Annotated in this window: 19 protein-coding genes and 1 pseudogene; 8 read left to right on the top strand and 12 right to left on the bottom strand. The window is 39.8% G+C overall.

Annotated elements, in window-relative coordinates:
• Window positions 1-278: 278 nt before the first annotated feature.
• The gene (locus tag MSVAZ_RS21545) at window positions 279-401 is read right to left on the bottom strand and encodes a hypothetical protein (RefSeq protein ID WP_255351974.1); all 123 of its coding nucleotides are present in this window, start codon (window positions 399-401) and stop codon (window positions 279-281) included.
• Window positions 402-1,797: 1,396 nt separating this feature from the next.
• On the opposite strand from MSVAZ_RS21545, the gene MSVAZ_RS08330 reads away from it, so the two are divergent.
• From MSVAZ_RS08330 to lon, 4 genes are all read left to right on the top strand, one after another.
• A complete protein-coding gene (locus tag MSVAZ_RS08330) occupies window positions 1,798-2,127 on the top strand; it encodes a double zinc ribbon domain-containing protein (RefSeq protein ID WP_048120124.1) in 330 nt (109 codons plus the stop codon).
• A gap of 4 nt (window positions 2,128-2,131) precedes the next feature.
• Window positions 2,132-2,812: a zinc ribbon domain-containing protein gene (locus MSVAZ_RS08335; protein WP_048120126.1), complete on the top strand. Its 681-nt coding sequence runs from the start codon at window positions 2,132-2,134 to the stop codon at window positions 2,810-2,812.
• A 309-nt stretch (window positions 2,813-3,121) separates the two neighbouring features.
• Window positions 3,122-3,541: a MarR family winged helix-turn-helix transcriptional regulator gene (locus MSVAZ_RS08340; protein WP_048120128.1), complete on the top strand. Its 420-nt coding sequence runs from the start codon at window positions 3,122-3,124 to the stop codon at window positions 3,539-3,541.
• Between the two features lie 84 nt (window positions 3,542-3,625).
• On the top strand, window positions 3,626-6,031 hold the full coding sequence (lon, locus tag MSVAZ_RS08345; RefSeq protein WP_394297482.1) for an endopeptidase La: 2,406 nt from the start codon (window positions 3,626-3,628) through the stop codon (window positions 6,029-6,031).
• Between the two features lie 33 nt (window positions 6,032-6,064).
• Here lon and MSVAZ_RS08350 read toward each other — a convergent pair whose 3' ends face one another.
• Entirely contained in the window at window positions 6,065-6,295 is a 231-nt protein-coding gene (locus MSVAZ_RS08350; protein WP_048120132.1) for a hypothetical protein, read from the bottom strand.
• 603 nt (window positions 6,296-6,898) lie between these two features.
• Between MSVAZ_RS08350 and MSVAZ_RS08355 the strand changes: the two genes are divergently transcribed.
• Window positions 6,899-7,423 (top strand): thioredoxin family protein, encoded by a 525-nt coding sequence (locus MSVAZ_RS08355; RefSeq protein WP_048120135.1) that lies wholly within the window; start codon window positions 6,899-6,901, stop codon window positions 7,421-7,423.
• 105 nt (window positions 7,424-7,528) lie between these two features.
• Here MSVAZ_RS08355 and MSVAZ_RS08360 read toward each other — a convergent pair whose 3' ends face one another.
• Window positions 7,529-9,208 carry an ABC1 kinase family protein gene (locus tag MSVAZ_RS08360; RefSeq protein ID WP_048120137.1) on the bottom strand — a complete coding sequence of 560 codons (1,680 nt, stop codon included), beginning with the start codon at window positions 9,206-9,208 and terminating at the stop codon, window positions 7,529-7,531.
• Between the two features lie 287 nt (window positions 9,209-9,495).
• Complete coding sequence (locus MSVAZ_RS08365) at window positions 9,496-10,479, bottom strand: hypothetical protein (protein ID WP_232316259.1); 984 nt, start codon at window positions 10,477-10,479, stop codon at window positions 9,496-9,498.
• A 709-nt stretch (window positions 10,480-11,188) separates the two neighbouring features.
• Here MSVAZ_RS08365 and MSVAZ_RS08370 point away from each other — a divergent pair.
• Window positions 11,189-11,872, top strand: coding sequence for a flavodoxin family protein (locus MSVAZ_RS08370; protein WP_048120139.1), 684 nt, complete (start codon window positions 11,189-11,191; stop codon window positions 11,870-11,872).
• A 605-nt stretch (window positions 11,873-12,477) separates the two neighbouring features.
• Here the strand turns inward: MSVAZ_RS08370 and MSVAZ_RS08380 are convergent.
• A complete protein-coding gene (locus MSVAZ_RS08380; RefSeq protein ID WP_052727926.1) occupies window positions 12,478-12,852 on the bottom strand; it encodes a hypothetical protein in 375 nt (124 codons plus the stop codon).
• Window positions 12,853-14,091: 1,239 nt separating this feature from the next.
• Here MSVAZ_RS08380 and MSVAZ_RS08385 point away from each other — a divergent pair.
• A complete protein-coding gene (locus MSVAZ_RS08385; protein ID WP_048120144.1) occupies window positions 14,092-14,292 on the top strand; it encodes a hypothetical protein in 201 nt (66 codons plus the stop codon).
• 172 nt (window positions 14,293-14,464) lie between these two features.
• On the opposite strand, the pseudogene MSVAZ_RS08390 reads toward MSVAZ_RS08385, so the two are convergent.
• From MSVAZ_RS08390 to MSVAZ_RS08405, 4 genes and pseudogenes are all read right to left on the bottom strand, one after another.
• Window positions 14,465-14,992, bottom strand: a pseudogene (locus MSVAZ_RS08390) (helix-turn-helix domain-containing protein); the annotation flags it as partial.
• 124 nt (window positions 14,993-15,116) lie between these two features.
• The gene (locus MSVAZ_RS08395) at window positions 15,117-15,662 is read right to left on the bottom strand and encodes a pyruvoyl-dependent arginine decarboxylase (RefSeq protein WP_048120148.1); all 546 of its coding nucleotides are present in this window, start codon (window positions 15,660-15,662) and stop codon (window positions 15,117-15,119) included.
• A 306-nt stretch (window positions 15,663-15,968) separates the two neighbouring features.
• Window positions 15,969-18,020 carry a hydantoinase/oxoprolinase N-terminal domain-containing protein gene (locus MSVAZ_RS08400; protein WP_048123816.1) on the bottom strand — a complete coding sequence of 684 codons (2,052 nt, stop codon included), beginning with the start codon at window positions 18,018-18,020 and terminating at the stop codon, window positions 15,969-15,971.
• Window positions 18,021-18,324: 304 nt separating this feature from the next.
• Window positions 18,325-20,235, bottom strand: coding sequence for a hydantoinase/oxoprolinase N-terminal domain-containing protein (locus MSVAZ_RS08405; RefSeq protein ID WP_232316260.1), 1,911 nt, complete (start codon window positions 20,233-20,235; stop codon window positions 18,325-18,327).
• 427 nt (window positions 20,236-20,662) lie between these two features.
• Between MSVAZ_RS08405 and MSVAZ_RS08410 the strand changes: the two genes are divergently transcribed.
• A complete protein-coding gene (locus tag MSVAZ_RS08410; RefSeq protein WP_232316261.1) occupies window positions 20,663-21,022 on the top strand; it encodes a hypothetical protein in 360 nt (119 codons plus the stop codon).
• 242 nt (window positions 21,023-21,264) lie between these two features.
• Here the strand turns inward: MSVAZ_RS08410 and MSVAZ_RS20210 are convergent, their stop codons facing one another.
• From MSVAZ_RS20210 to MSVAZ_RS08425, 3 genes are all read right to left on the bottom strand, one after another.
• Complete coding sequence (locus MSVAZ_RS20210) at window positions 21,265-21,474, bottom strand: hypothetical protein (protein ID WP_048120154.1); 210 nt, start codon at window positions 21,472-21,474, stop codon at window positions 21,265-21,267.
• A 132-nt stretch (window positions 21,475-21,606) separates the two neighbouring features.
• A complete protein-coding gene (locus MSVAZ_RS20820; protein ID WP_052727927.1) occupies window positions 21,607-23,847 on the bottom strand; it encodes a PAS domain S-box protein in 2,241 nt (746 codons plus the stop codon).
• 32 nt (window positions 23,848-23,879) lie between these two features.
• Window positions 23,880-24,326: a response regulator gene (locus MSVAZ_RS08425; RefSeq protein ID WP_048120163.1), complete on the bottom strand. Its 447-nt coding sequence runs from the start codon at window positions 24,324-24,326 to the stop codon at window positions 23,880-23,882.
• Window positions 24,327-24,379: the final 53 nt, after the last annotated feature.

Genomic DNA, 24,379 nt, shown 5'->3' on the forward strand with positions numbered 1-24,379 from the left:
TTAAGTTATTATCTCAAAGCAATTTAATTAAACTTTCCTGTTGCTAGACTTATTCAGTTTTTAGAGAACAATCCAAAAATTCAAAGCCAATTCTCTGAAAACTTTAATGACAAAAAATTAAGTTTGCTATGGGTGAGATCTTAAAAGACATATGTCTTATGTACCGTAAAAGGGTTATCAAAGAACAAAACACTGATCTCTTTTCATGTTTTTTCATAAATATGGAATGTGCTTGTTTTCTGATTTTATTAAAGACTCACCCACTAGCGAGAACCTGCTTACTTGCAGGTGTCAAGAAGCCCTTTCTTTTTACCTCCCCTTTGTTCAGAGGGGTGTATCGGCTCAACTTTTGCTTCTTCTTCCTTTGTTTCTGCCTTCTTTTCTTTTTCATGATGGGTCATAGATTCAACTCCTTAATCAGTTATATTTTTAACAATTTTTATAGATTATACAGTTTGATCAAATTTATCAACTTTCAAATGATTCCCAATTTTTATGATTCCCAATTTCATGTTATGTTCAGATTGCTCCTGCCAACTTTATTCAGATACATTGACAGTTTTTTCCCATCCCTCCTTATGACCAATAAGACATCAACTGAATCAAATTTGAGAATATATACACAACTTAGATATTTCATTATCCTGGGATCACAAAATTTGAGATTGATTCTGCTAGTAATTAACTGAAATCAATCAAATTCTTTTATGTTACAATAAATAATTCTCCCAGTAGTTACTCAATTATCCTCGTAATTATTTTAAATTATTTATATGAAAAATTGTTTCTTAACAAAAGACAGTTTAGCATAAAATATTTTAAAGCCGGAAAATAATTTTATATTAATAAAGTATGCGGATTATCTGTATAAAATCATTTTTTTTCCTTATGCACAGACATTACAACAAAACCTACGCATTGAGATTTTTTAAAACAAATTTTATGTAAACTGGGTAAATCAAAGTTGCGCTGGCGCATCCCGCAGCAAGTTAGTGAGGTATTCGACTGAAATAAAAAAAGGAACAGGAGAGAAAATATTTTCGATTATATAACTAACAGAGTCTTATATCTTACAGATTGTTTTAACTAAAAATAATCAAAAAACATACATGATATTCTTCGAAGAACATGCCCCAAAAATGAAAGTACTTGAGAGCACTTTCATGCCAAACGTACATGATACTCTTCGAATAACATGCACAACCAATGAAAATGCTTGCAGATGGCAGCATTTTCATGCCAAATATAAAGAAATGAGTAAAGAAGAACAGACCTTTTCGATGAAAATGTCTCCAAAAATTAGAGAGTTTTTTGGAAGGGAAAATTTTTTCACTGAAATTTTTTTGATGGCTAACCAGTAGCTACTTTTACGACTCTATCTCCTTCTGAAGTTACATGAATTTTCTCACTAATAAGTAAAATAGAACAATAAAGCAAAGGATAAGGAATAAGTGCATCAATGCTCCAAGCATCACTTCAGAACTTACGTCGTGGTCTTTAAAATAAGGAATATTTTGTTTCAAAGTGGAGAGGAGATTGCCAATCGAGTCTGTCATGGTTGTAAAATAATTTTTCCTATATATAGAATTATAGTTTTGAGTTTCTTGCAACTTTCCTGATAATACCCGATTCTGCGCCGTTTCATTGAGAAAATGATCAGGGTTCAAATCTGATTTTTTGAGACCCTGAATTTTACAGTTCAATATAGAAAATTTAAAAAACTACAATACAATAAATATTGATAGTATATTTGTCGGGCATCTTCCAGGCAAATAAAAAGTTAACAAAGGGAAAGAGATGGCCAGTTATAAACATCCGTGTAACTACTGCGGTAAATTAATCGCTCGTGATTCTAATTTCTGTCCTTTCTGTACGCATGAGAACCCTCTTGGGCCTATGAGATGCCCTGTATGCAGGTACCCTCTTGAGGACGGGGCAAAAGTCTGCGGACACTGCGGCGTTTTGCTGTGGATCACATGTCAAAGTTGCGGAAAAGAAACATTTCTTGGGGATAAATGCAGCAATTGCAGTGCTCCTCTTTTAATTGTCTGCCCTAATCCGAAATGCAGGACCGAACAGTCCCCTGCAAGCAAGAATTGTATCAAATGCGGTAAACCGTTGAGGTGATAATATGGGATTCAAGACATCACAACTCCAACCTTTTACAAGGAACTATGAAGACAACAGTTCAGAAGCAGGTTTCCAGTTTACTTTCTACTGTGACATCTGTGAAGACGGCTATAAAACAAGATTCATCGAATCCAAAACATATAAGAAGACAGGCCTGTTTGGCATGGTTGGAAGAGCCCTTTCTGCAGGCTCCGACCTTGTAGGCCAGTACGGTGTTGGAAATGCACTGGAAAGAGGCGTGGATATACTCAACGACCGAAAGCAGGGAATGTCTCCTGAATGGCGCAAGGAGTGGGAAGATGCCTTTGAAATAGCCCAGAATGAGGCAAAAGAACATTTCTTCAGGTGCCCAAGATGCAAGCACTATGTCTGTGAAGCCGACTGGAATGAGCAGGATAATCTCTGTGTAGAATGTGCACCAAGGGAAAATGTTGAGCTGACTGCAATAAGAGCAGAACGCATGGTAGATGAAATGAGGGACAAAGCTGAAAATGCAAACGTATTTAAAGGAAATATAGAGAGAAGGCAAACTTTATGTCCGGAATGCGGCAAACCCTCAGGTGAAGGAAAATTCTGTAATAACTGCGGAGCATCCCTTACCCTTACAAAATGTCCAAACTGTGGCAACAAGGTCTCCATTGGTACCAGGTTCTGCGGAGAATGTGGTACAAAGTTAAATTAATCTCTCTGAGTGAACTACTCCTCCCTGAATCCTTTGCCTGACAGCTCAGGTTCGAGGTAGGAGCTTTTTTGGTTCATTATTTTTTCTATTGAAGGATAAGTCACACAAACCCTTCTCCGCTTTCCGCGGGTGTCGGATAACTAAATAATTAGTGGAATATTCGCAAATTTGTTTGATTTTAAAAAATTACCTCTCATGTCCTTATTGGAGCATGGACAAACATACGTTAACCTTCCAATCCCTGACCGGAGGTTGCCCAGCCAAAAACTATATAATTAGTCAATACCTAACTAACTATCCAGATTCAGCATGACAGAGAAAAAAGAGCATTTGTTATTAGTCTTTGAAAATCTGATCAAAATCAAAAGCGAATGCTCCTGTGAGATCCTCTCTCAATGCGGGTTATCGGATATCACTATAAAACAGATCGGATATCTGAAGATTATCGATGAACATGGGGACGTGACTTTTAGCAGGCTTGCTAAGATCACCCGAAACTCAAAGCCGACCATCACAGAGATGGTAAACAAATTCGTAAAAATGGACTGCGTGTACAAAGAAAAGTCCTCGGAAGACGGGAGAATATTCTACATTCGCCTGACTGAAAAAGGACGGAGAATAGCTCGTGCCGAAGAAAACGCATTGTTGAAGGTCATTGAAAAAATGGCAGGATCTCTGGACGAGAAAGAAATTGACACGCTTATCGACCTCCTTGAAAAGGTGTGGTAATTTTTTTTGTCCAGCGAAAAAGTTAGGTTAATTCAAACTAAATAATTGGACTGACCTGGTAGACAGAAGAACAAATTCAAAAAAATGAGACGATTGACAATGTATCCAGAACAACCCGATGAAAACAGAGAAAGCATCGTAATGCCGCTCTTTGAGGTAGTTGTCTACCCGAAAAGCCGGGCCAAATTCCTTGCTGACAAAGTCACAGGAGAAACCCTCCTGAATGACATGAAAAACGCTGAATCTGTATATGCCATCGGGCTGACAGTACAAAGCGGCACAAAACCTTCCGACCTGACAGAGGATAAACTGTATAGAACTGGAAATCTCCTTTACATTAAATATGTCCAGCCTGCCGATAATGGATATCTCGTTGTTGCAAGGGCTCTAGAAAGGGTAGAGGCTATTTCTCTGTATAGGAAAAATGGGCTGTTCTACACAACTTACAGGCCTGTCCATGATCTGCCGGATTTCAATGAGGATGCTGAGACCGAGGCAATGGCAAATATAAAAAAGACAATTCACGAGATCAGCAACAGGTTCCAGGGCTCCGAGCAGTTTACCCGGTCAATAGATAAGATGGACTCCATTGACCAGATAATAGGCTTTGTCATGCCGTATATACCCGTAAAACTTGCCGAAAAGCAGAACCTCCTGGAGCTTGCCTCGGTTCGTGAGAGGCATCTTGTGTTCCTTCATATCCTGACAAAGCATAAAGAAAATATCAATCTACAGATCGAAATGGCAAGAAAAGTCACTGACAAAATAAGCAAGTCAAATCGAGAGGCAATGCTCCGCGAGCAACTGAAAGTGATTCAGGAAGAGCTAAACGAAGGGGATGACTCGCTTTCAGGCGATGCTGCATACAGGGAGAAAATTGAAAACTCAACCATGCCTGATGATGTAAAAAAGAAGGCATTTTCCGAATTAAAGAAACTAGAAACCGGAGGCAGTCACAATCCTGAAGCCCCTGTTATAAGGAATTATCTTGACCTCCTGATCGACCTTCCCTGGGTAACCGAGGAGAAAAAGAGCATCGATATTGCCGAAGCCCGTCGGGTGCTTGAGAGCAACCACAATGGACTGGAAAAGGTCAAAGAGAGAATAATCCAGCACCTGGCAGTCATGAAATTAAAACATGAGAAGCAGGGCTCAATTCTTCTTCTGATAGGGCCGCCCGGAACCGGAAAAACAAGCCTTGGGAAAAGCATTGCTGATGCTCTGGGCAGAAAATATATCAGGGCCAGCCTCGGAGGCGTCAAGGACGAAGCCGAAATCCGGGGACACAGGCGGACATATATCGGCGCCCTGCCCGGAAGAATTATTCAGGGCATGAGAAAAGCAGGCACGAAAAATCCTGTGTTTATTCTTGATGAGGTCGATAAGCTTTCAACTTCCTACTCGGGAGACCCGGCAAGTGCTCTCCTGGAAGTCCTTGACCCTGAACAAAACAGCACGTTCTCAGACCACTATCTGGAAATCCCATATGACCTGTCCGATGTCCTGTTCATAGCTACAGCTAACTCCCTGACAAGTATCCCCTGGCCTCTTCTTGACAGAATGGAGACCATTGAGATCTCAGGTTACACAAAGAATGAGAAACTTGCAATTGCAAAAGACCACCTGGTGCCCTGCATACTGGAAGACCACGGCCTTGATGCGGAGAAACTTAAAATTGAAGATGAAGCCCTGCAAGTAATCATCGAGAAGTATACCCGCGAAGCTGGTGTCCGTGGGCTTAAAAAGCAGCTTGCTAAGATTGCAAGGTTTGTGTCCGAAAAGATCGTGTCAGGCAAGGCCGACCTTCCTTACGTGGTCAGGGCTGATATGCTCAAAGAAATTCTCGGAAAAGAAATAATCCGGCAGGAAGAAGCCAGAAAAGAGAATGTCCCAGGCGTTGTTACAGGGCTTGCATGGACGCCAGTGGGAGGAGATATCCTCTTCATAGAAGGCACGTTTATGCCAGGCAGTGGAAAACTCACGCTTACAGGTCAGCTTGGAGATGTGATGAAAGAATCTGCAAAGATATCTTTGAGTCTTGTCAGGTCAAGGCTTGCAAACACTGCAAACAGCTTTGACTTTACTTCAAGCGATATCCACATCCATGTACCTTCAGGTGCAACCCCGAAAGACGGCCCGTCAGCAGGCGTAACCCTCTTTACCGCCCTCACATCCCTCATAACCGGCAAAGCGGTTGACCCCAAGCTTGCCATGACAGGGGAAATAACGTTGAGCGGTGCAGTACTGCCCGTTGGAGGCATAAAAGAAAAAGTTCTGGCAGCTCACAGGGCAGGCATAAAGAAGATAATCCTGCCAAAAGAGAACGAGAGGGACCTTGAGGATGTACCTGAAGATGCCAGAAACGAACTTCAGTTCGTGCCTGTAGAGACCATCGAAGAGGTCTTGAGAGAAGCTCTGGATATTGATCTGCCCAGGCCGGTAGTACCCTCATATTCGGGAAACAGCTTTGCAATTACGCATAGTGTATAAACGTTAAGAAATGCAGGATTGGGCTTATGGTTTTCAGACCATAATACCCATCCAATTTTTCCTCCTAATTTTTCTTTTTGATTTCCTCTTGATTTTTCTTCCTGATTTTTCTTTTTGATTTCCTCTTGATTTTTCTTCCTGATTTTTCTTTTTGATTTCCTCTTGATTTTTCTTCCTGATTTTTCTTCCTGATTTTTCTTCCTGATTTTTCTTCCTGATTTTCTCTAATTTTCCTTCCTGATTTCCTCCTGATTTTTCTTCCAATTTTTACCCAGAAAACTTTGAAAAAACGTCTTTCTTCTTCATAGAAAAATATGCAAAATAGTATCGAGAATGGAATAAAAGACGGCTCTTTTACAGTCCTGGACTGTCGTTAGAGTCTGATTTACAAAACCGGAACTCCACCAAAGCCAAAAAATCAAAAATCGCCATGTTTAAAGTTAAAAACATAAGGATTATGGAATTATATCTTAGTTTACTTTTTAGGGTATGTCAAAAAGTATTATACTTATTGTAACTTTTATAGTTAGAAGCGTGCACAAATTAACTGATATTTAATATTATAAACTATTGTAACTGATACAACATGCCACCATTGACTTTTTGGATAGGCTCTACATAACAATTTAGCCTACTCAAATAAATTTATTGATATTCGTTTTAACTTCGCATATAAGTATGATAATTAATGAAAAATGTAAAAAAGCAATCAATACAATCATTAAAGAAAATCAACTCACAGAAGTTAGTTCATTGAATATCAATAAATATGGCTATTTGTTGTTTTACTCAGACATTTGCTTTCAGTTTTACTGCGGAAATCCTATAGAAAATAAAACATTAATCATGTAGTAGCAGACGATCAACATGAAGCAATTAGTTATATTATCAATTCTGATTATAGCTGTGCTTTTTACAGCTGGTTGTACTGAGCCAAACCCTACTCAAGAATCTCATGATAATGGTTATGTTGTCAATACAACCGAACTTCATTATAATGGTTCCATTGTCAATACGACCGAACTTGAGCAGATAAATACATCACTTGAGAAAGGCCCGGTCTTTTTGAAAATCGGCGCCGAATGGTGTGGGCCATGCCAGAAAATGGAGCCTATCCTTCAGGAACTGGCAAATAAATATGAAGGAAAAGCAACGATCATGTCTGTAGATCTAGAACAAAGCCCTGAATTTATTGAGTATTTCGGAATAAGCTCTATTCCTGACTCATCTGTGATCATAGGTATTGAAAACGGAGAATACGTATATATGCAAGAGGATGGAAACGTCAGCAAGGACAGGTTCACGGCCAGAATTCTTGGACTCAGGGATCAGCAAGAATTCGAAAAAGTTCTGGATCTAGCGCTGCAGAAAGAAAATATCAAATCCAAATAAAATCTCCAAATAAAATCCCCAAATAAAATCCACTTTTTGCAGTAAAATTTCAAATTCATAATTTTTCGTGCTATCTATTTTTCTGCAAAGTATACATTTGGAAAGTCATATCCTGCCTGTCTTGAATATATTATATATAAGCCACAGTCCAAAGATGCTGGCAACAACGAAACTGAATGTGCCAAGAAAAGGAACACCCCAAACAAGAGGTCTCATATGTGTCTGAATGACCAGAGAGGAAGCGACAATCATAGCAGAGATAATCAGACTGATAGATAACCGATTACTTGCAACGTCAATCTCGGACACCAGCCGGTTGCCTTCCTCAGATTCAAATTTTATTTTCAAATAGCCATTTTCAGCATGATCAAGTATATGTGAGATTTTATTCGGTGCTTTTCGAAAGAGACGTGTCCAGCTTGAAATATTGTTATAGGCTTTGTGAGCCAGGTTTTGTGGATAAAAACGCTTTTTCAATTCGTTTTTTGCATAAGGTTCGAGAAGTTCGCTAAAATTTAAATCCGGGTCCATTATAAGTCCAAAGCTTTCAACAGCCACTATACCTCTAACCAGTAAGACTATATTATGAGGCATCGCAACCTGGTGGTCTCTTAAAATGCTTATCAATTCTTCAATTATCATGGAGGCATCAAGGTTTTTAAGAGACTTACCATAGTATTTGGATCGAAAAGATTCAACATCCTCTTTCAATAACCTTGTGTCTGCATAAGAGTCTATACAACCCATATCTCGGAGTAACTCGATGAACAACGAACTATCTCCATTAACTAAAGCTACCATGCCATCCAGAAACATATCGCATATTTCCGAGGAAAGGTGGCCTGTCATTCCAAAATCAAGAAAAGCTACGATCCCGTTTTCCATTATAAGGATGTTTCCGGGATGCAGGTCTGCATGGAAAAAGCCATCTTCAAATACCTGCTGCATGAAAGCTTCTATGACTACAGAAGCTATAGTGCTCCTATCAAAGCCCTGTCTGTCCAGTAAATCCACACGGCTACTTTTTATACCTTTGATATATTCCAGCGTCAACACACATGTGTTTGTATAGTCCCAGTAAACCCGTGGAATATGGACCTGGCTATTTTCCCTGAAATTGTCTGCAAAACGGTCTGCATTCCAGCCTTCCTGAGTATAATCAATTTCTGCAAGAATACTGCGAGATAACTCGTCAACAATCTCAATCGGCCTGTATAATCTTGCCTCTGGCATATGTTCATCAACAAGCCTGGCTATACTGTACATAATGTCCAGATCAGATTCGATTACTTCCTTTATGCCAGGACGCTGGACTTTCACGACAACCTCATCGCCATCTTTTATCTTTGCCCTATGCACCTGACCAATGGATGCACAGGCAAGTGGTTTTTTCTCAAAACACTCAAATAATTCTTCAATGGGATGGCCGAGTTCTTCTCTTATAATTAGCTCGACTTCTTCAAATTCAAAAGAAGGCGCCTCGTCCTGAAGTTTTGCAAACTCGGCAGCATATTCCAGAGGAATAAGGTCGTGTCTCATGCTCAGTAATTGACCTAACTTAATGTAGGTCGGACCCAGTTCCTCAAGTATCTTACGTATTCTAACCGGGCCTGAAGTGTTGAGCCTGTCCATCTTATCTTTATTGTTAAACTTATAGGTCAAATCCCTGATACTGCTCAAACCTATCTTTTCAACAACATATCCAAACCCATACTTCTGGAGAACCTCGATTATCTGGCCATATCGTTTCAACATGGCATAGCGATGAAGCTTTTTACGTATCATAATGTCATTAGCCTGGAATTTTTATGGGGGTTGTTAATTTATTTTTATAATAAGTTAACAGGATATATTATATATTTTTAGTTATCCTTATATTAGAGTTCCTGTTTCTTATCCCGTTTTCATGTTATTCAAATTATTTACAAACTCCAGATCCCAGGAGATAAAGAAATTCCTTAAGCTTCGGATAGGGAGATAAAAAATTCCTTAAGCTTCGGGTAGGGAGATAAAGAAATTCCTTAAGCTTCAGGCAGGGAGAGAAAAAATTCCTTAAGCTTCAGGCAGTTTCATTACATCATTAAAGAAGTGTGTAAAAATTCAAAGTTGCCCACTGCTTCAGGAGGAAGTCCTATTTCTTCAAACATCTCCCTGAAAAATGCGCGATATTTCTTTTCAGGTATCGATTCTCCGACGCTTCCGACATGCATTATGATTTCGAGCCTGACCTTTCCTGAAGAATCAAGTTCAACTATGTACTTATTTCCTATGTATCTGTTCCCCATGTACCTGTTCTCCTTATCATAAGTCACGACCCCTGCCTTTGGGACAAAATACCTTACTAAACCTACCTGGTTCCCGTCCTTTAAAAAAACTTCTTTCGTATCCGAACCTATCTTGGGGTATCCATAAAAACTCAAAACGTAATTGTCGTAACTGGAATCATCACTGTTTTCCGCAAGATAGGCATATACAGCCGGAAAATCCGGGGACTCGTTTACCTGTATTTCGGCGTCCCATGTCTGATTTTGTGCAGCTTTTTTCAGAGCCTCAAGATACTTTTCCGAAGCTTTTTCATCCGAGCCGAAGAGGAGCCCTAATTTTTCAAGCATCCAGGAGTCATCAGGAAATTCCGATAGCTGTAACGGAGACTTGGGGTCGGAATGGCTAAAATTCGAGACTGCAATACAGGTTTTAATCCCGGTTTCAGTTCCGTTTTCACATACAAAGACCATAAGCTCGGAGTCATCTTTATAGTTAAGCCTTATATTCTGCACAAGAACAGCACTTCCGAAGTTTTCCCGGACTTCAGAGACATCTCCTGGTTCAAAGCCCGAAAAGTTTCCGGGCCAGGGCCATGAACCTTCTATCTCATAACCAGCTTTCTCCGCTTTCGTAAGTACGGAATTGTAGTCAAAAGACCCAATATCAACTTCTTCGGAGTAGTACCAGGAACTGTCAAGTAAATCCATTAATAAGAAAGGGCCGTAGAGAAACAGCATAAATAGAATGAGCGGGAGCAATAATAATATCAGTATGGCTTTTTGCTTATTCATGAGACTCTCAACTCTGGAAAAGCTTCAGTGGACTGGGAGGCCGTTTTTGTTCCTTTGTTCCTTATATGTAGAATCTTAAAAATACTGGAATTATAATTGGAGTTTTTCACATTATTATATGAAACAGATCCACTTACTAAATAATTTATATATTTCCACTACTTATTTAAAAAATTATCTATAATCCGAGAAAAAAGCGCAGGTAGACCAAAGAATCTGGCTCGGAAACTTTCCCAGGGTTCAACAGCCTGCCCATTGTGGTGTTATTTGTGGCGTTATTTGTGGCGTTATTTGTGACGTTATTTGTGACGTTATTTGTGACGTTATTTGTGACGTTATTTGTGACGTTATTTGTGGTGTTATTTGTGACGTTATTTGTGGTGTTATTTGTGACGTTATTTTTCCCTCCGTTCTTGTTGGTCGAAATTCACTACTCGACTTCGGAGAAAAACTTTCTAAAAAACTGTTCTTTTTTCCAAGTTTTTCTGTTTCTGGCTATTGAGAGAATACTGTAGTAATCTGTAAAGTAGTGAAACCTATAACTTTTCAAAGTTTTCAGATAAAACTCGCCCATGATCCCAATAATCTGTAACGTAGTGAAACTTATAACCATAGTGATTACATAAAGAAAACTAAGGACCTGTATTGCCTAACGTACCTATATTGCGAATATAAATGTAAAGAAAGTTAAAAACCCGAGGTAAAAGTCATGAAAGTGATAGCAATAAACGGAAGTCCTCGAAAGAACTGGAACACAGCCACCCTGCTGGAAAAAACCCTTGAAGGTGCAGCTTCAGAAGGTGCAGAAACCGAATTAATCCACCTCTATGACCTTGACTTTAAAGGCTGTATAAGTTGTTTTGCCTGCAAATTAAAAGGTGGAAAAAGCTTTGGAAAGTGCGCAGTAAAGGATGAACTGACACCTGTACTTGAAAGGCTGGAGGAAGCCGATGCTGTAATACTCGGATCGCCAATTTACCTTGGAAATTCCACAGGAGAAATGCGGTCCTTTATGGAGCGCTATATATTCCCGTATATAACCTACTCTACTGACATACAAACATTTTATCCCAAAAATATTCCTGTTGGTTTTATCTACACTATGAACATCACTGAGGACCTTTTTGAGCTGGTTGGGACTAATAAGCTTATTGAGGCAAACGAATGGGTTGCAACAAGGATATTTGGGTATTCAGAATCGTTATGCAGCACAGATACATACCAGTTTGATGATTATTCAAAATACGCTTCGTCTGTTTTCAATCCTCAGGAAAAGGCAAATAGGCGAAAAGAAGTATTCCCTCAGGACTGCCAGAAAGCCTTTGAGATGGGAGCCAGATTCGTTAAACGGCAAAAAGCTCTGAAAGAGCAGAACAAAAGCAATAAAACTTGAGTTATTTTACTTCCTGAACCCGATTTTTAACTCCTGTAATATCGAAAACATCCGCCAGTTTGTCTGGCGGCCCTGCACAAAAAGGAGAAATACGTGGAAGAAGAAGGCTTAAAAAGGCAAAAAACAGGAAAAAGAAGATTAAAAAACAAAAAGGATCTTCACCATCCCCTATGGATAAAATGATTTCCAATTCAAGGCTGCATTGGTTTTTATGATGACATTATGAGGATAATCGCATAGTAAAATATTTTGTCACAATTATAGGATCAAATTTTCCTGTCGTTGTCTTCAAACCTATTACTGTTATCTCGTTTGTTCCTGTCATTGTTGCAGGGTGCTATACTTAACTTAATGATAAAATTGTTACTTACCGTGCAAGACAGTACAAAACAGAATGCCAGGAAAACTCCCAGCATCTGTTTTATTTTCAATACATGACCCACTCCAAACTTTAATCGAACCCATTTCTTTATCCAGATTGTTGTTTATTTAATAGAGGGGTGTATGACGAGATAACTACCTTCTTATACAGCCAATTTTTTATACAGCCAATCCTCATCGTTTTTTATAGTGACTTTTACATAGTGGCTTTTACGTAGTGGCTTTTATCTGCTGTAGAATACATAGGAGTACTCGTAGTAGTAGCTATAGAATTTGTTGTAAGAACTGCAGAACGTATTGTAGCTGATGAACCAGCTCATATACATTTTGTACCATTTGTTGTACTCTTTGCCATGTTTCTTATTGTTCCACTTTTTCCTGTCGTTATCCCACTTTCTCTTATCGTTATCCCACTTTCTCTTATCGTTATCAAATTTTCTCTTGTCGTTATCCCACTTCTTTCCGTTGTAGTTGTCAAACTTAAATTTATTTCCATCCTTTTTGTTCTTATTATTGTCCCAAGGAGCTGCACTGACTGATGCAACTGTCACTGACAGTACAAAACAGACTGCCAGGAAAATTCCCAATGTCTTTTTCATTTCTAACACATACCTCACTCCAAAAATTTATTCTCCAGAAATTTATTTAAACTCTTTTTATTTATAAAACGTTATTTATTTCTTTGGTTTTTATTTTATTTTGATTATATTACGTGATTTTGTTTTATACCTTAAATTACCTGTTAAATTTACTCTGTTCAATTCACTTGTTCTAGTTGTCCTGCCGACTACACGCAGCTTGACAATTTTAAAATTCGTTATATTAAATATAAATATACTTATACTAAAAAATAGCTTAAAAGGGTTTAATTAATAAAATAATAGTTTTAAATGATTTAATTCGTAAAATAAATGTTTTTAAAACTTAAAACTTATTTTTATCGACATATAACGTGTTTAATGCTTATAAACCGCCTTAACATTGGTGTTTCAAGGCGAACTGCCAGGATCTAAGGTATATAAGCCTTTTAACAGATTCAAAAAAATCGGGTTGTATTTGCTCTTTATATACGATCAACAATTTGCTTTATGGTTGTGTCTTAGAATTACCGTTTCTGTTATCGATTAAGCATTTTTTGCCTGAATATAGGTTTTTTCAAGCAAAATGGGATTTAATGGAAGTTTTTAGGGAAAATAAGTTTTTTTAAACTTTAAAATCCATATATCTGAATAAATAATAGAAATAACATGGAAAAAACCTCTTTAAATCATTAGATCTTACAAAAAAGTGAAAAATTTGCTTATTTTATTTTCCAGGCACATGCATAAGAAGCTACTTTACGATTAATGAAAGCACAAGAGCTATGCAGTACGTAGCTTAACTAAAAAACCAGTATCATGAGCTTAAACCGCTTTATCATTCCTGCTGATTCGGTGGACGTGGTAAGGTCCAGGAATCTCAGCTCGCTGGCGTCAAGCACTTCTATGGTCAGGTGCGTGTATTTTCGGTTTGTTATTCGTGGAAAAGTCTAATGTAATATATAGAATAGGACAAGTTTGTTTAAGAATTGTCCAGATTGCACTCCTTAAGGTAAGATGGAAATTCATTTTTCAGGAACTCGATATCCGTTTCATGTAACGAAAAAGTGCATAAACGAATTGCAAAAACAAGCTCTAAAAACAATTTCAATATCAGTTGTAACCCAATATAAGTTGTAATCCAATATAAGTTGTAATCCAATATAAGTTGTAACCCAATATCAGTTTGACTCCATTCGGATCGAACCTGAAATCTATATGAAATCATATGGCAGACAAAGCTAAAGATGTTCTAGCAATGTGAAAAAGAAGGTAACATTCTGGATAAATAATATTGAAGATAAAAATATTGAACATAGCATTAATGGGGATTGGGCATCCGGTTATTGGGGAGTTGGGGGGTATGGGGGGTTATTAAAAAGAGTTAAAAGGTCTCTTATGACCTTCCCAGATGCCCAATACGCTAAGAGTACTTCATTGTATATAAACTTAAAGATTTAATCGTAGATTGGCTAAGGATAGTCAAATTATGTAAAAAATAAACCTTTGCAAAGTGGCTCTGGTGTTACGATGGAAACTTTCAATAAAATCTCAAATTTACGGCATTTGTGATGCCAGATTCATATCTATAAGTCCGAGGCCAAATAATGCAACTTCACAATGAGATACAATGAGGTTTTTCCGGATCATAGTCTTCTTCAAAGACTGAGAACGTCATACATTCTTTTCCTACATTCTGCGCCTATATTTTGGATGCACCACTTTCTCTTCGACCAGGGCTTAGTTTTGCTTTTTTTAAAACAAGCCTGATGCTCTCTTTGTTTATTGTCTCAAAACCTTCTTTTTTCTGCAATTCTTCAGTCAGCAGTGCAAGTGTCCACTTATTTCTTCCATCAGGAGGTGTAGTACATGCTTGAGCTATGATTTCTGCAATGTGTTTCTCTGTATATTTTATGGGTTGACCAGTTCTTGGATTATCTTGAAGAGCTCTTTGGAGACCTTCCTCCAAATATCTCTTCTTGGTTCTCCCAACGGTATTCCTGCCGACATTCAGTATTTCAGCGATCTCCAGATTCTTTTTATTCTTATTTGCAAGTAATAGAATTCGTGCTCTGATCAATTCTCTTGCATTTTTCTGTCCTTTTTTAACAAAGTCCTGGAGGTATTGCTCCTCGTTATCTTTAAGTTTGATTTTCACCATAAAGAGCTCTATAACATTTTAAGTATATAAAAACGCACTAAATTTAAATTGTCATGACCTCGTTTCTAAAACATAGTTTCTTAAAGTTTTTAATTTGTCTTTCTCAACTCATTTATTCTGTGACTTATATTGTGACGAAAACCATTGCAGCTACAACCGTGGTCCATTTTCCATCCTTGTCGCCGTTTGCGGTCTGGCACATATGGAATGTGTCAAAGATATGCCCGCTCGCCTTGTAGACCTGCTCTCTCTCATGCCAGGCCATTTCTGCGTTAAACTCTATTCCAAGGGTGGTCGCAAGCATTGTTGCCGCCAGGTCTTCAGCATATTCTCCTGCAATAATTTCTTCTTCTCCAAAAGAATGATGTTCGGAAATGTACCCGTAGTTGTCTTCATTTACAGGAACTGCAGTCCCTATGGCTGCAGCCATTAAACGATGAGGCTCATTAGTATCATTCCTTGCAAGTACACAATGGACAATGGCACCAGGTTTTAACTCTGCAAGTCCTTCTTCTCTGGGTACAACTTTGCAATTCGGGGGCAGAATACTTGAAACACTTACAAGATTGAATTTCTCAATTTTTGCAGCCCTTAGCGCAAGTTCAAAAGATGCTAATCGGTCTTTGTGTACCCCTGTACCCTTTGTCAAAAATGATTTTTTTGGGATCATGTTAACTCCTTCAGGACTTACGCAGTTGAAATGAAGAATCAATAGCTTCAGACCGTTAACTGCCTAAAAACCGACTTTAATCCACAGTTTTTGCCTTAATTGATTTTGCTTCTCAAGTGCGTAAGTCCTATCCTTAAGAGATTTATGCATTTACTGTGCGGTTTCCATTGTATGAGCAACCGACACATATTATAAAATTTTCAAATTAGTTTAAAAATTTTTTAATTGTTGTAAGTTAAACTACTGAGCTCATAGTTATATCTTTAATTTCTGAAACGTAAGCCACAGTTATGAACTTTACCCTTTTTACTCATAATTTTCAGAGATAGAGAATTCTCCACAGGAATTGCAACCCAGAGAATGGACCTGCCTGTTTAGGTCTGTAAAGCCATCATCTTTTTTCCTCTGCCCAGAAAGAGCTTTTTCATAGACATTAGAATTTGCAACCCCTTCAAAGATAAATCTTGTCTCTATCGGAATTTCACCTGCATGGACTTTTATATCTTTTTTTTGTACATTAACTGTAACCTGGTCAGGGAGAAGCCCGGATTCGGCCATATAATCAAGAATCAGCTTTCTTCCAAACTCCTCAGCAAACTCCACGGCTTCACTCCGGATTATGAAATGCCTCCTTCCTACAGGTGTGTACACAAAGATCCCTTTTGTTTTAAGGTCATACTTGGACTCACTGTAAAGCGTGCGTACTGTTATCTCAATGCGTTTTGTCCCTTTTCCTGCAAGAGCTCCAACAGCATTTCCAACCTCTGAGTGTTCAGGAGCAAAGACTTCGGCATCTATAAGCTTCTTCAGTTCGTCCACATATGCCCTTACAGGTCCTCCAAGCAGGACAACAGGGATATCCACTTTAAAACGAGCGAAGAAATTGCCATCAAGCATTTTTTCAATTTCTTTCCTGTCCACTCCTTCCATCAGAAAAGCAATAAGGTCTCGGGCCATGTTTCTGGCAAAGAGCCGCTTAACATTTAGGCAGAACTCATCCCTGTCAATCCCTATGAAGTTTGCAAGCAGAGTAGCTCCGATTTCCGAAGCTTCAACATTCCATTCAGTATATTCACCAAGCACATGAAGCGCATCTGTTGGGGTAAAACCGATTACCTGAACAAGCCGCTTCTGGATTAGAGAATCCATTACTCTCTTTGGAGGGAGGATACTTTTGTCCCAGTAGACATCTTTGAGGGAACGCGGTTCATCCCGTATAAGGGCAAGGAGCTCTTTTTCTTCCCGGTTCAAATTGACAGGTTTCTGCTCTGTCCGGACAAAGAATTTTGTTGCCTGGATATGTTCGTCCAGCTTGAGCCTGTCCGGAATCCAGCGCTTTTTCAGAGTGTTCATAAAATCGGGGTACAGGACTGCTGCCCTGCAGAGAGGGATAACCCGCCTGGGGCCTATGTGTATATTGCCACTCTGGACCCAGATATGACTGTCTCCGCCCATAGCCGAAGTCTCCATACGCAGAGCTCTGACTTTTGTTTGCCAGCCTCCCACAACTGCTCCTGCCTCACTGAGGTCTGGCAGTCCTTTATGGACCAGGGAGACATCCGTGCTTGTTCCTCCGACGTCAATTACAGTGCAGGTCTCGTGCCCGGACAGATAGGAAGCTCCAAGGAGACTTGCTGCGGGGCCTGAAAAGACCGATTCGATGGGTTTTTTCATAGCCTCCTGCATGCTTACTACAGAACCGTCGCAGCGGAGCATGGCAATTCTCGGGTTGAGGCCTCTTCTTTCGATCTCAGTTACTATCGTTTTTAAGAAGCCCTCTGCTACAGGCAAGAGCTGGGCATTGAGGTAGGCAGTAACTCCCCTTTCATAAGCCCCGAGCGACTGGGCCAGTTCATGCCCGCAGACAACGGGCAGCCCTGTCAATTCCTGGATCAGGGTTTTTACACGCAGCTCATGCTCCGGATTTCTCACACTGAAGTAAGAAGAGACTGCAAAAGCCGATACCCTGTCTTTTATTTCAAGTACGAATTTTTCGACTGCTGGCAGGTCAAGGGCTGCGACTTCTTCGCCATTACTGTCATGCCCTCCCTTTACCATAATCCAGTTCTCAATTCCCGAATCTTCAGGAACATCATAATTTCCGATAAGGATGAGCCCAACAGGATATCCTGTTCCTTCAAGAATAGTATTGGTGGCAAGAGTAGTTGAAACCGAAACTACAGTCACGAGTTTTATCTTTTCCGGGTCAAGTCCGTCAATTGACTTCTTTATTCCTTCTATAGGATCAGGATAAGTTGTGAGGGCCTTGTTTGAGCATACAACTTTTCCATCCGATTTCCTGATTAAAACCGAATCAGTATAAGTTCCACCTGCATCAATGCCCAGATCATATGCCATTTTTGAACTGCATTCCATTTTTATATCTCCACATTTACTTTCTGGCGGTTTTGCATTACTCTTTCCTCGCCATTTGTAATGCTGTTCCTTTTATGCCATTTTTAATTACTTGCTGATGTTCTGACCGCAAAATCAGGACATTACGTCCAGAACATTACGTCCAGGACATTACGTCCAGGACATTACGTCCAATTCTGTTCGGTCCTCAGGAGCTGGTGAGAGACTCAAGACCAAACACTGAATTAATTATTGCATTATTGCACTATTGAGGGTAAATATAAATATTCCGGGAGATTTCCGGAACTCAAACTTTTGGCATTCCAACTCCAACGAAAACAAGCTTTGTCTCTAAGGGTACTGCCCCTGCTTCACTAAGAGATATATCTTTTCTACTGACTTCGATCTGGATCTGCCCTTTGTCGAGCCCGGCTTCGGTCATGTATTCCATGATGAGCTTTCTTCCCAGAACATCGGCATATTCCAGAGCGTCTGGATAGCTTCCAAAGGTTTCCCTGCCCTGAGGCGAAAACAGAAGAACGAGCCTTTTCTTATCTTTTGAGTAGGCGCTTTTGATCAGGATTTCAATTCTTTTTATGCCCTTGCCTACAACGGCTCCGACCGCGTTTCCTACTTCGGCATGCTCCGGGATTATGATATCGGCATCGAGAATTTGTTTCAACTCCCTGGTGTATGCAACTACAGGGCCTCCTATCAGCACCACAGGGATTTTCATTTTGAACTGTGTAAACCTGTCAGAAAGCAGGATTTTCTCGATTTCGGAGGACGGCACGTCCGTCTGGATAAAAGATACCAGGTTTAAGGCCATGTTCCTTGCAACGTCCTGTTTTATCTGTTTGCAGATCTCGATATGGTCGGTCTCGGTATATCGTTCCAGAAGTTTTGCTCCTACCCTTGAGGCTTCTTGGTCCCAGGCTGTATATTCTCCGAGCACATGAAGCGCATCGGTTGGAGTGAAACCGATTGCCTGGACCAGGCGTTTTCTTATGAGCGAATCAAGCAGACCCGGAGAAAGCGTTTTCCTGGTCTCCCAGAAAATATCATTAAGCGATGCCGGAAAATCTCCTATCCTGTCAAAGAGTTCTGCTTCAAATTTTCCGAGGTCTGAGGGTTCAATGCCTGTCCTTACAAAAAACTTAGTAGGTTGCACATTTTCGTCAAGGTGCATAGCTCCAGGAATTCTTCCTTTTCTCAGGACTTCAAGAAAACCAGGGTATTTAACCGCTGCAACGCAGAGTGGGATAACTCGCCTTGGGCCGATATTTATTTTCATGTTCCTGATCCAGACATGGCTGTCCCCTCCCATTGCTGAGGTTTCCATCCGGATAGCTTTTACCTTTGTCTGCCAGCCTCCGACTACAGCGCCCTCTTCACAGAGTTCAGGAAGCCCGTTTTCGAGCATGGAAACATCCGTACTTGTCCCGCCTACGTCAATAACTGCACAGGTCTCAAGCCCCGAAAGATGGGACGCTCCTACAAGGCTTGCTGCAGGGCCCGAAAAGATAGACTCGATTGGTTTTTCCAGGGCTTCGTTAATGCCCACTACCGAACCGTCGCATTTGAGCATCAACAGCCTTGAGTCCATTCCCCGCCTGGAGATTTCTTCCCTGATTGAGCGGATAAACTGGTTTGCAATAGGAATCAACTGGGCATTCAGGTAGGCTGTAATCCCTCTTTCATAGGCTCCAAGGTCAAGGGAAAGTTCGTGCCCACAGACCACAGGCATCCCGGTAAGTTCCTGGATGCGGGCTTTGACTGCCAATTCATGAGCAGGGTTTCTGATACTGAAATAGGACGAGACTGCAAAGGCTGAAACCTTATCCCTAACCTTACTGACAAAAGCTTCCACAGCTTCCATATCAAGAGAAACCAGTTCGGCTCCGTGATGGTCGTGCCCTCCTTTTACGATAGTATAAAACTCAATATCCTTCCTTTCCGGAATTTCATAATCTCCTACGAGGATCAACCCTACAGGATAGCCATTTTTTTCAAGGATTGTGTTTGTAGCAAGCGTTGTTGAGACCGAAACCATTTTTACGTCTTTTAAATATTTCTCATCCAGCCCGTCTATGGAATTTTTAATTCCTGTGAGCAGGTCAGGATAAGTGGTAAGCGCCTTGTTCGAATCCATCACTTTGCCATCGGAATCCCGAATGATGATCGAATCAGTATAGGTGCCTCCTGCATCAATTCCCATGCTGTATTGTATCTAAATGCCTCCTGTTCATTTTTTAGAATTGGGGTTCATGAATTGGGGTTCATGAGAGAGTTTATATGGTTAAAATTGCCGGGCATATATTATATTTAAAAGTATTTTATTCATGTGCATAATATGCTATTGGGAAAGTTAGTGGTTTTTGACAAATAAAAAGAAAAAAGTCTAAGACGGTTTTATGTAATCAATATGATTGATTGTTAAGTACTAAGATTCGAAAAAAATTGTGATATTAACGCCAATTTTAATAAAAATATTTTAATGAAACATTTATGAATTTGGAAATAAAAGTTGGTTTTGGAATGAGCTCATACTTTCGATAGAATCCTGAATTAAAAAAGTACTTTACTATTTGACACCCAATTAGTAATAGAAAAATAGAATCAAACAGAAATCTTAATTTTAGGAGTTGGTAAACTTTATGGGAGATCAAAATGAAGAAATATATCTTGCAGAGTTGCAAGCTTGCAAACTGGATTTTTTAGAATGGACACCTGAGAAGGGAGTGAATGTTAGTGAAACGTCAAAACAATTTGCAAGGGAGTTTCTGAATTTATCAGGTACAGAAGACGATGGCGAGAATAAAAAATTTAACGGGGCTAAAAAGACATTCAATGAAATAGCTTCATTATTAGTCCAGCGTAAAGCAGAGAGTGACGGACTGATTCCTAAAGCAGCCATAGATGAAATAGCAGAACAAAGCGGAACTACAGATCGTAGAGTTTATACAGTACTGGAAGCTTTAGAAGCTGAGGGATGGGAACCATAAAAGGGCTATGAAGAAAGAACGAGTGCATCGATTCTGAAATAAATACATACTAATTAAATAATTACAGCTTATGACGCAAACATTATTTTAAAGTCACATGGAATTTTGTAACACGAAAAATGCAGTCGTCCGAAGAGTGATTCGAAAGAGTGATTCGAAAGAGTGATTCGAAAGAGTGATTTTATCTGGATATTACAACCACGGAAAACGCGGAAAGCACGGAAGAACCACACATTTACTACTTATTTTTCCGTATCATCCGTGTCTTCTGTATCATCCGTGTCTTCTGTATCATCCGTGTCTTCTGTATCATCCGTGTCTTCTGTATCATCCGTGTCTTCTGTATCATCCGTGTCTTCTGTATCATCCGTGTCTTCTGTATCATCCGTGTCTTCTGTATCTTCCATGCCTTCCGTGTCTTCCATGCTTTCCGTGGTTTTTAAAAAGCTCATTTTTGACATACTCCGGAATCAACGCACCAGCTGGTGTTGTATAGTTTGTTATATTATTGACAATGCAATCTATTGAAAAAAGTTTAACTGTAAAATAAACGTCTCTATCGATTTGCGTTCACTGACATGTTTTTACTTCTTTTCCGCTACTGTGATTTTTATAGTGAACTCAGTTCCAGAGTCCCTGTTCAAGTCAAGTTCTCCGTCTAACTGGTCTACCAGGATGGTTACCAGTTGTATTCCAAGGGTATAGGAGTCTTCCAGACTGATGCTCTCAGGTATGCCTGCTCCGTTATCTGAAACGACCAGGATATAACTGGTACTTTTACATGCTTCGTTACTATCTTCAATTCCGTTATCTTCAGATTTTTCACTTATTTCCCGTGAGAGTTTTATTTTAATTTCTCCTGTTTTCCCACCTGGAAATGCATGTTTGAGGGAATTTGAGACCAGCTCATTAACAATCATTCCTAACGGAACTGCAGTATCCATATCAAAGAAAATATTTTCCTCTATTTCCAGAACCATTTTGACTTCCGAAGCTCCAACGTTGTAACACCTGAAGAGCTCCTCAATCAGTTTTTGAAGGTAAGTCGCAAAATTAAGAGTACTGACTTCTTTTGACCCATACAGTTCTTCGTGGATCAAAGCCATAGAAATAACCCTGTTCTGGCTGTCCCTGAAAGCTGCAAGCACCTTTGGAGTGTCATAAACCTCATTGACAGCGAATTTTTCAGCCTGCAGGTCTAGCAGAGACGAGATTACCTGCAGATTATTTTTAATTCTATGATGAATTTCCTTTTTACGGGCTTCTTCAATTTTTTTCAGGAAATTTTCAGCTTCCTTTTTCTCAGTAATATCCATTGCGACGCAGATGACCCCAATAATGTTTCCTGTGGCGTCGTGCAGCGGTTCCGTGGTCATATCATGGACCAGATTACCACCAGCGGAAGCTGACCTATGGGTGACTACCTCGTCACGTCTACCTGTGCCACTGGCTAATACCTGACGCTTGATAGCGGTAAATATCTCAGCATCCTCTGGCTGATATATCTCATAGTCACGCTTACCCAGGACATCCTCGACTTTGAAGCCCGGCGCAGGGTTGTACACCCATGTGTACCTCAGCTCAAGGTCCTGACTGAACATAACAATGCTTGAGCCTCTCAGAGCGAGACGAAAGCGTTCCTCGGACTTTCGCAGTTCTTCTTCTATCCGCTTACGCTCTGTGATATCCTTCATTATTCCGAGGACTTTGTTTGTAAGATAATTTCCCTTTTGAAGACAGACCCCATGATCTTCAACATGGATATATTCTCCGTCCTTCCTTCTAAAACGATACTCAAGGTGGAAATTCCTCTTATTTTCAGTGTTCCTTAAGTCATAGCTGCAGCCGTTTATCTTTTGATTCCAGACTTTCTTCTGGTCTTCAGGGTGGACATTGTTTATCCATAGTTCAATACCGGTGTCCAGCAGTTCTTCCTGAGTATATCCTGTAATCTCTTCTATGGTGCCTGCCCAGTAGATTTTATTTTCCTCGACATCGTGCTCATATATTAACTGACCTGTCTGTTCCGTAACAATCCGATATCTTTCCTCACTATTGTGAAGCCTTTCTTCGGCTTTTTTACTCTCGGTTATGTCTCTGGCGATAACCGAGATAGCCATAAGCTCTCCGAAAATATCAAAAACCGGAGAAAGAGTCATTGAGACATCTATAACCGTACCGTCTTTTCTTAACCGTGAAGTCTCATACTGGTGAATCTTTTCTCCCTGTTTTATCATTTCAGTCAGTTTTTGTGATTCATTTACCAGGATGGAAGGCATTAAGACTGTTGCAGGCTTTCCCAAAATTTCTTCAGCTGGATACCCATAGATTTGCTCTGCCCCAAGGTTCCAGCTGGTAATGAAACCATCAAGAGACCGGGTTACAATGGCATCATTTGAAAATTCCACTATATTCGCTAAGTTCTGAACTCTTTCCTCTGCTTTTTTACGCTCAATGGAATACTGGATAGAACGTTTCAATAATCTGCCATCTACCTGCCCTTTGACCAGATAGTCCTGAGCACCTGTCTTTACAGCCTCAATTCCGATATTTTCATCATTCATTCCTGTCAGAATTATAATGGGAATTCGTGAATTCCTTGCATGAATTTCAAGAAAAGTATCAATACCGTCGCTGTCTGGCAATCCCAGGTCAGATAATATTATATCAAACCGATTCTCTTTAAGAAGGCTTAAACCTTCATTAAGGGTCTGAACGGTTTTAAATTCGTACTGAAAGTCGGTGAATCCTTCGAGCATCTCTTCAATTAAACCTGCATCCCCGGGATTATCCTCAAAAAGCAAGATTTCTACCTTTTTATACATAGTCAAACCGTCCTATCCGGGTTATTCTGGCCTTACTTAGATGGCAACTTTACAATCTCAAGCCAGAAATTTTCTATGGACTTAACTACGTCTAGAAACTGATCAAAGTCAACAGGTTTAGTAATATATGCATTGGCGTGCAGATTATAAGATCTCAGGATGTCCTCCTCAGCTTTGGAAGTAGTTAAAACCACAATAGGTATGTTTTTAAGTTCATCGTCGCCTTTCACTTCCTCAAGAACCTCGCGCCCGTCTTTTTTTGGTAAATTTAAGTCCAGAAGTATTATATCCGGGCGCGGGGAACCTGAAAACTGTCCTTCGCCACGTAAAAAAGCGATTGCTTCTTCTCCGTCCTCTACAATATGAAGAATGTTCCCGATTTTTGCATCTTCGAAACCTTCTTCTATTAGTCCAATATCGCCTTTGCTGTCTTCTACTACAAGAATCTCTACCGGTTTAAATGCTATTCGAGTTCTCATTTATATGACCATCCTGGTTATATGTCAAAAATTTTGAGCTTTCCCGAAACTGG

This window comes from Methanosarcina vacuolata Z-761, from assembly GCF_000969905.1.
In the GTDB taxonomy this organism is placed as follows: Archaea; Halobacteriota; Methanosarcinia; order Methanosarcinales; family Methanosarcinaceae; genus Methanosarcina; species Methanosarcina vacuolata.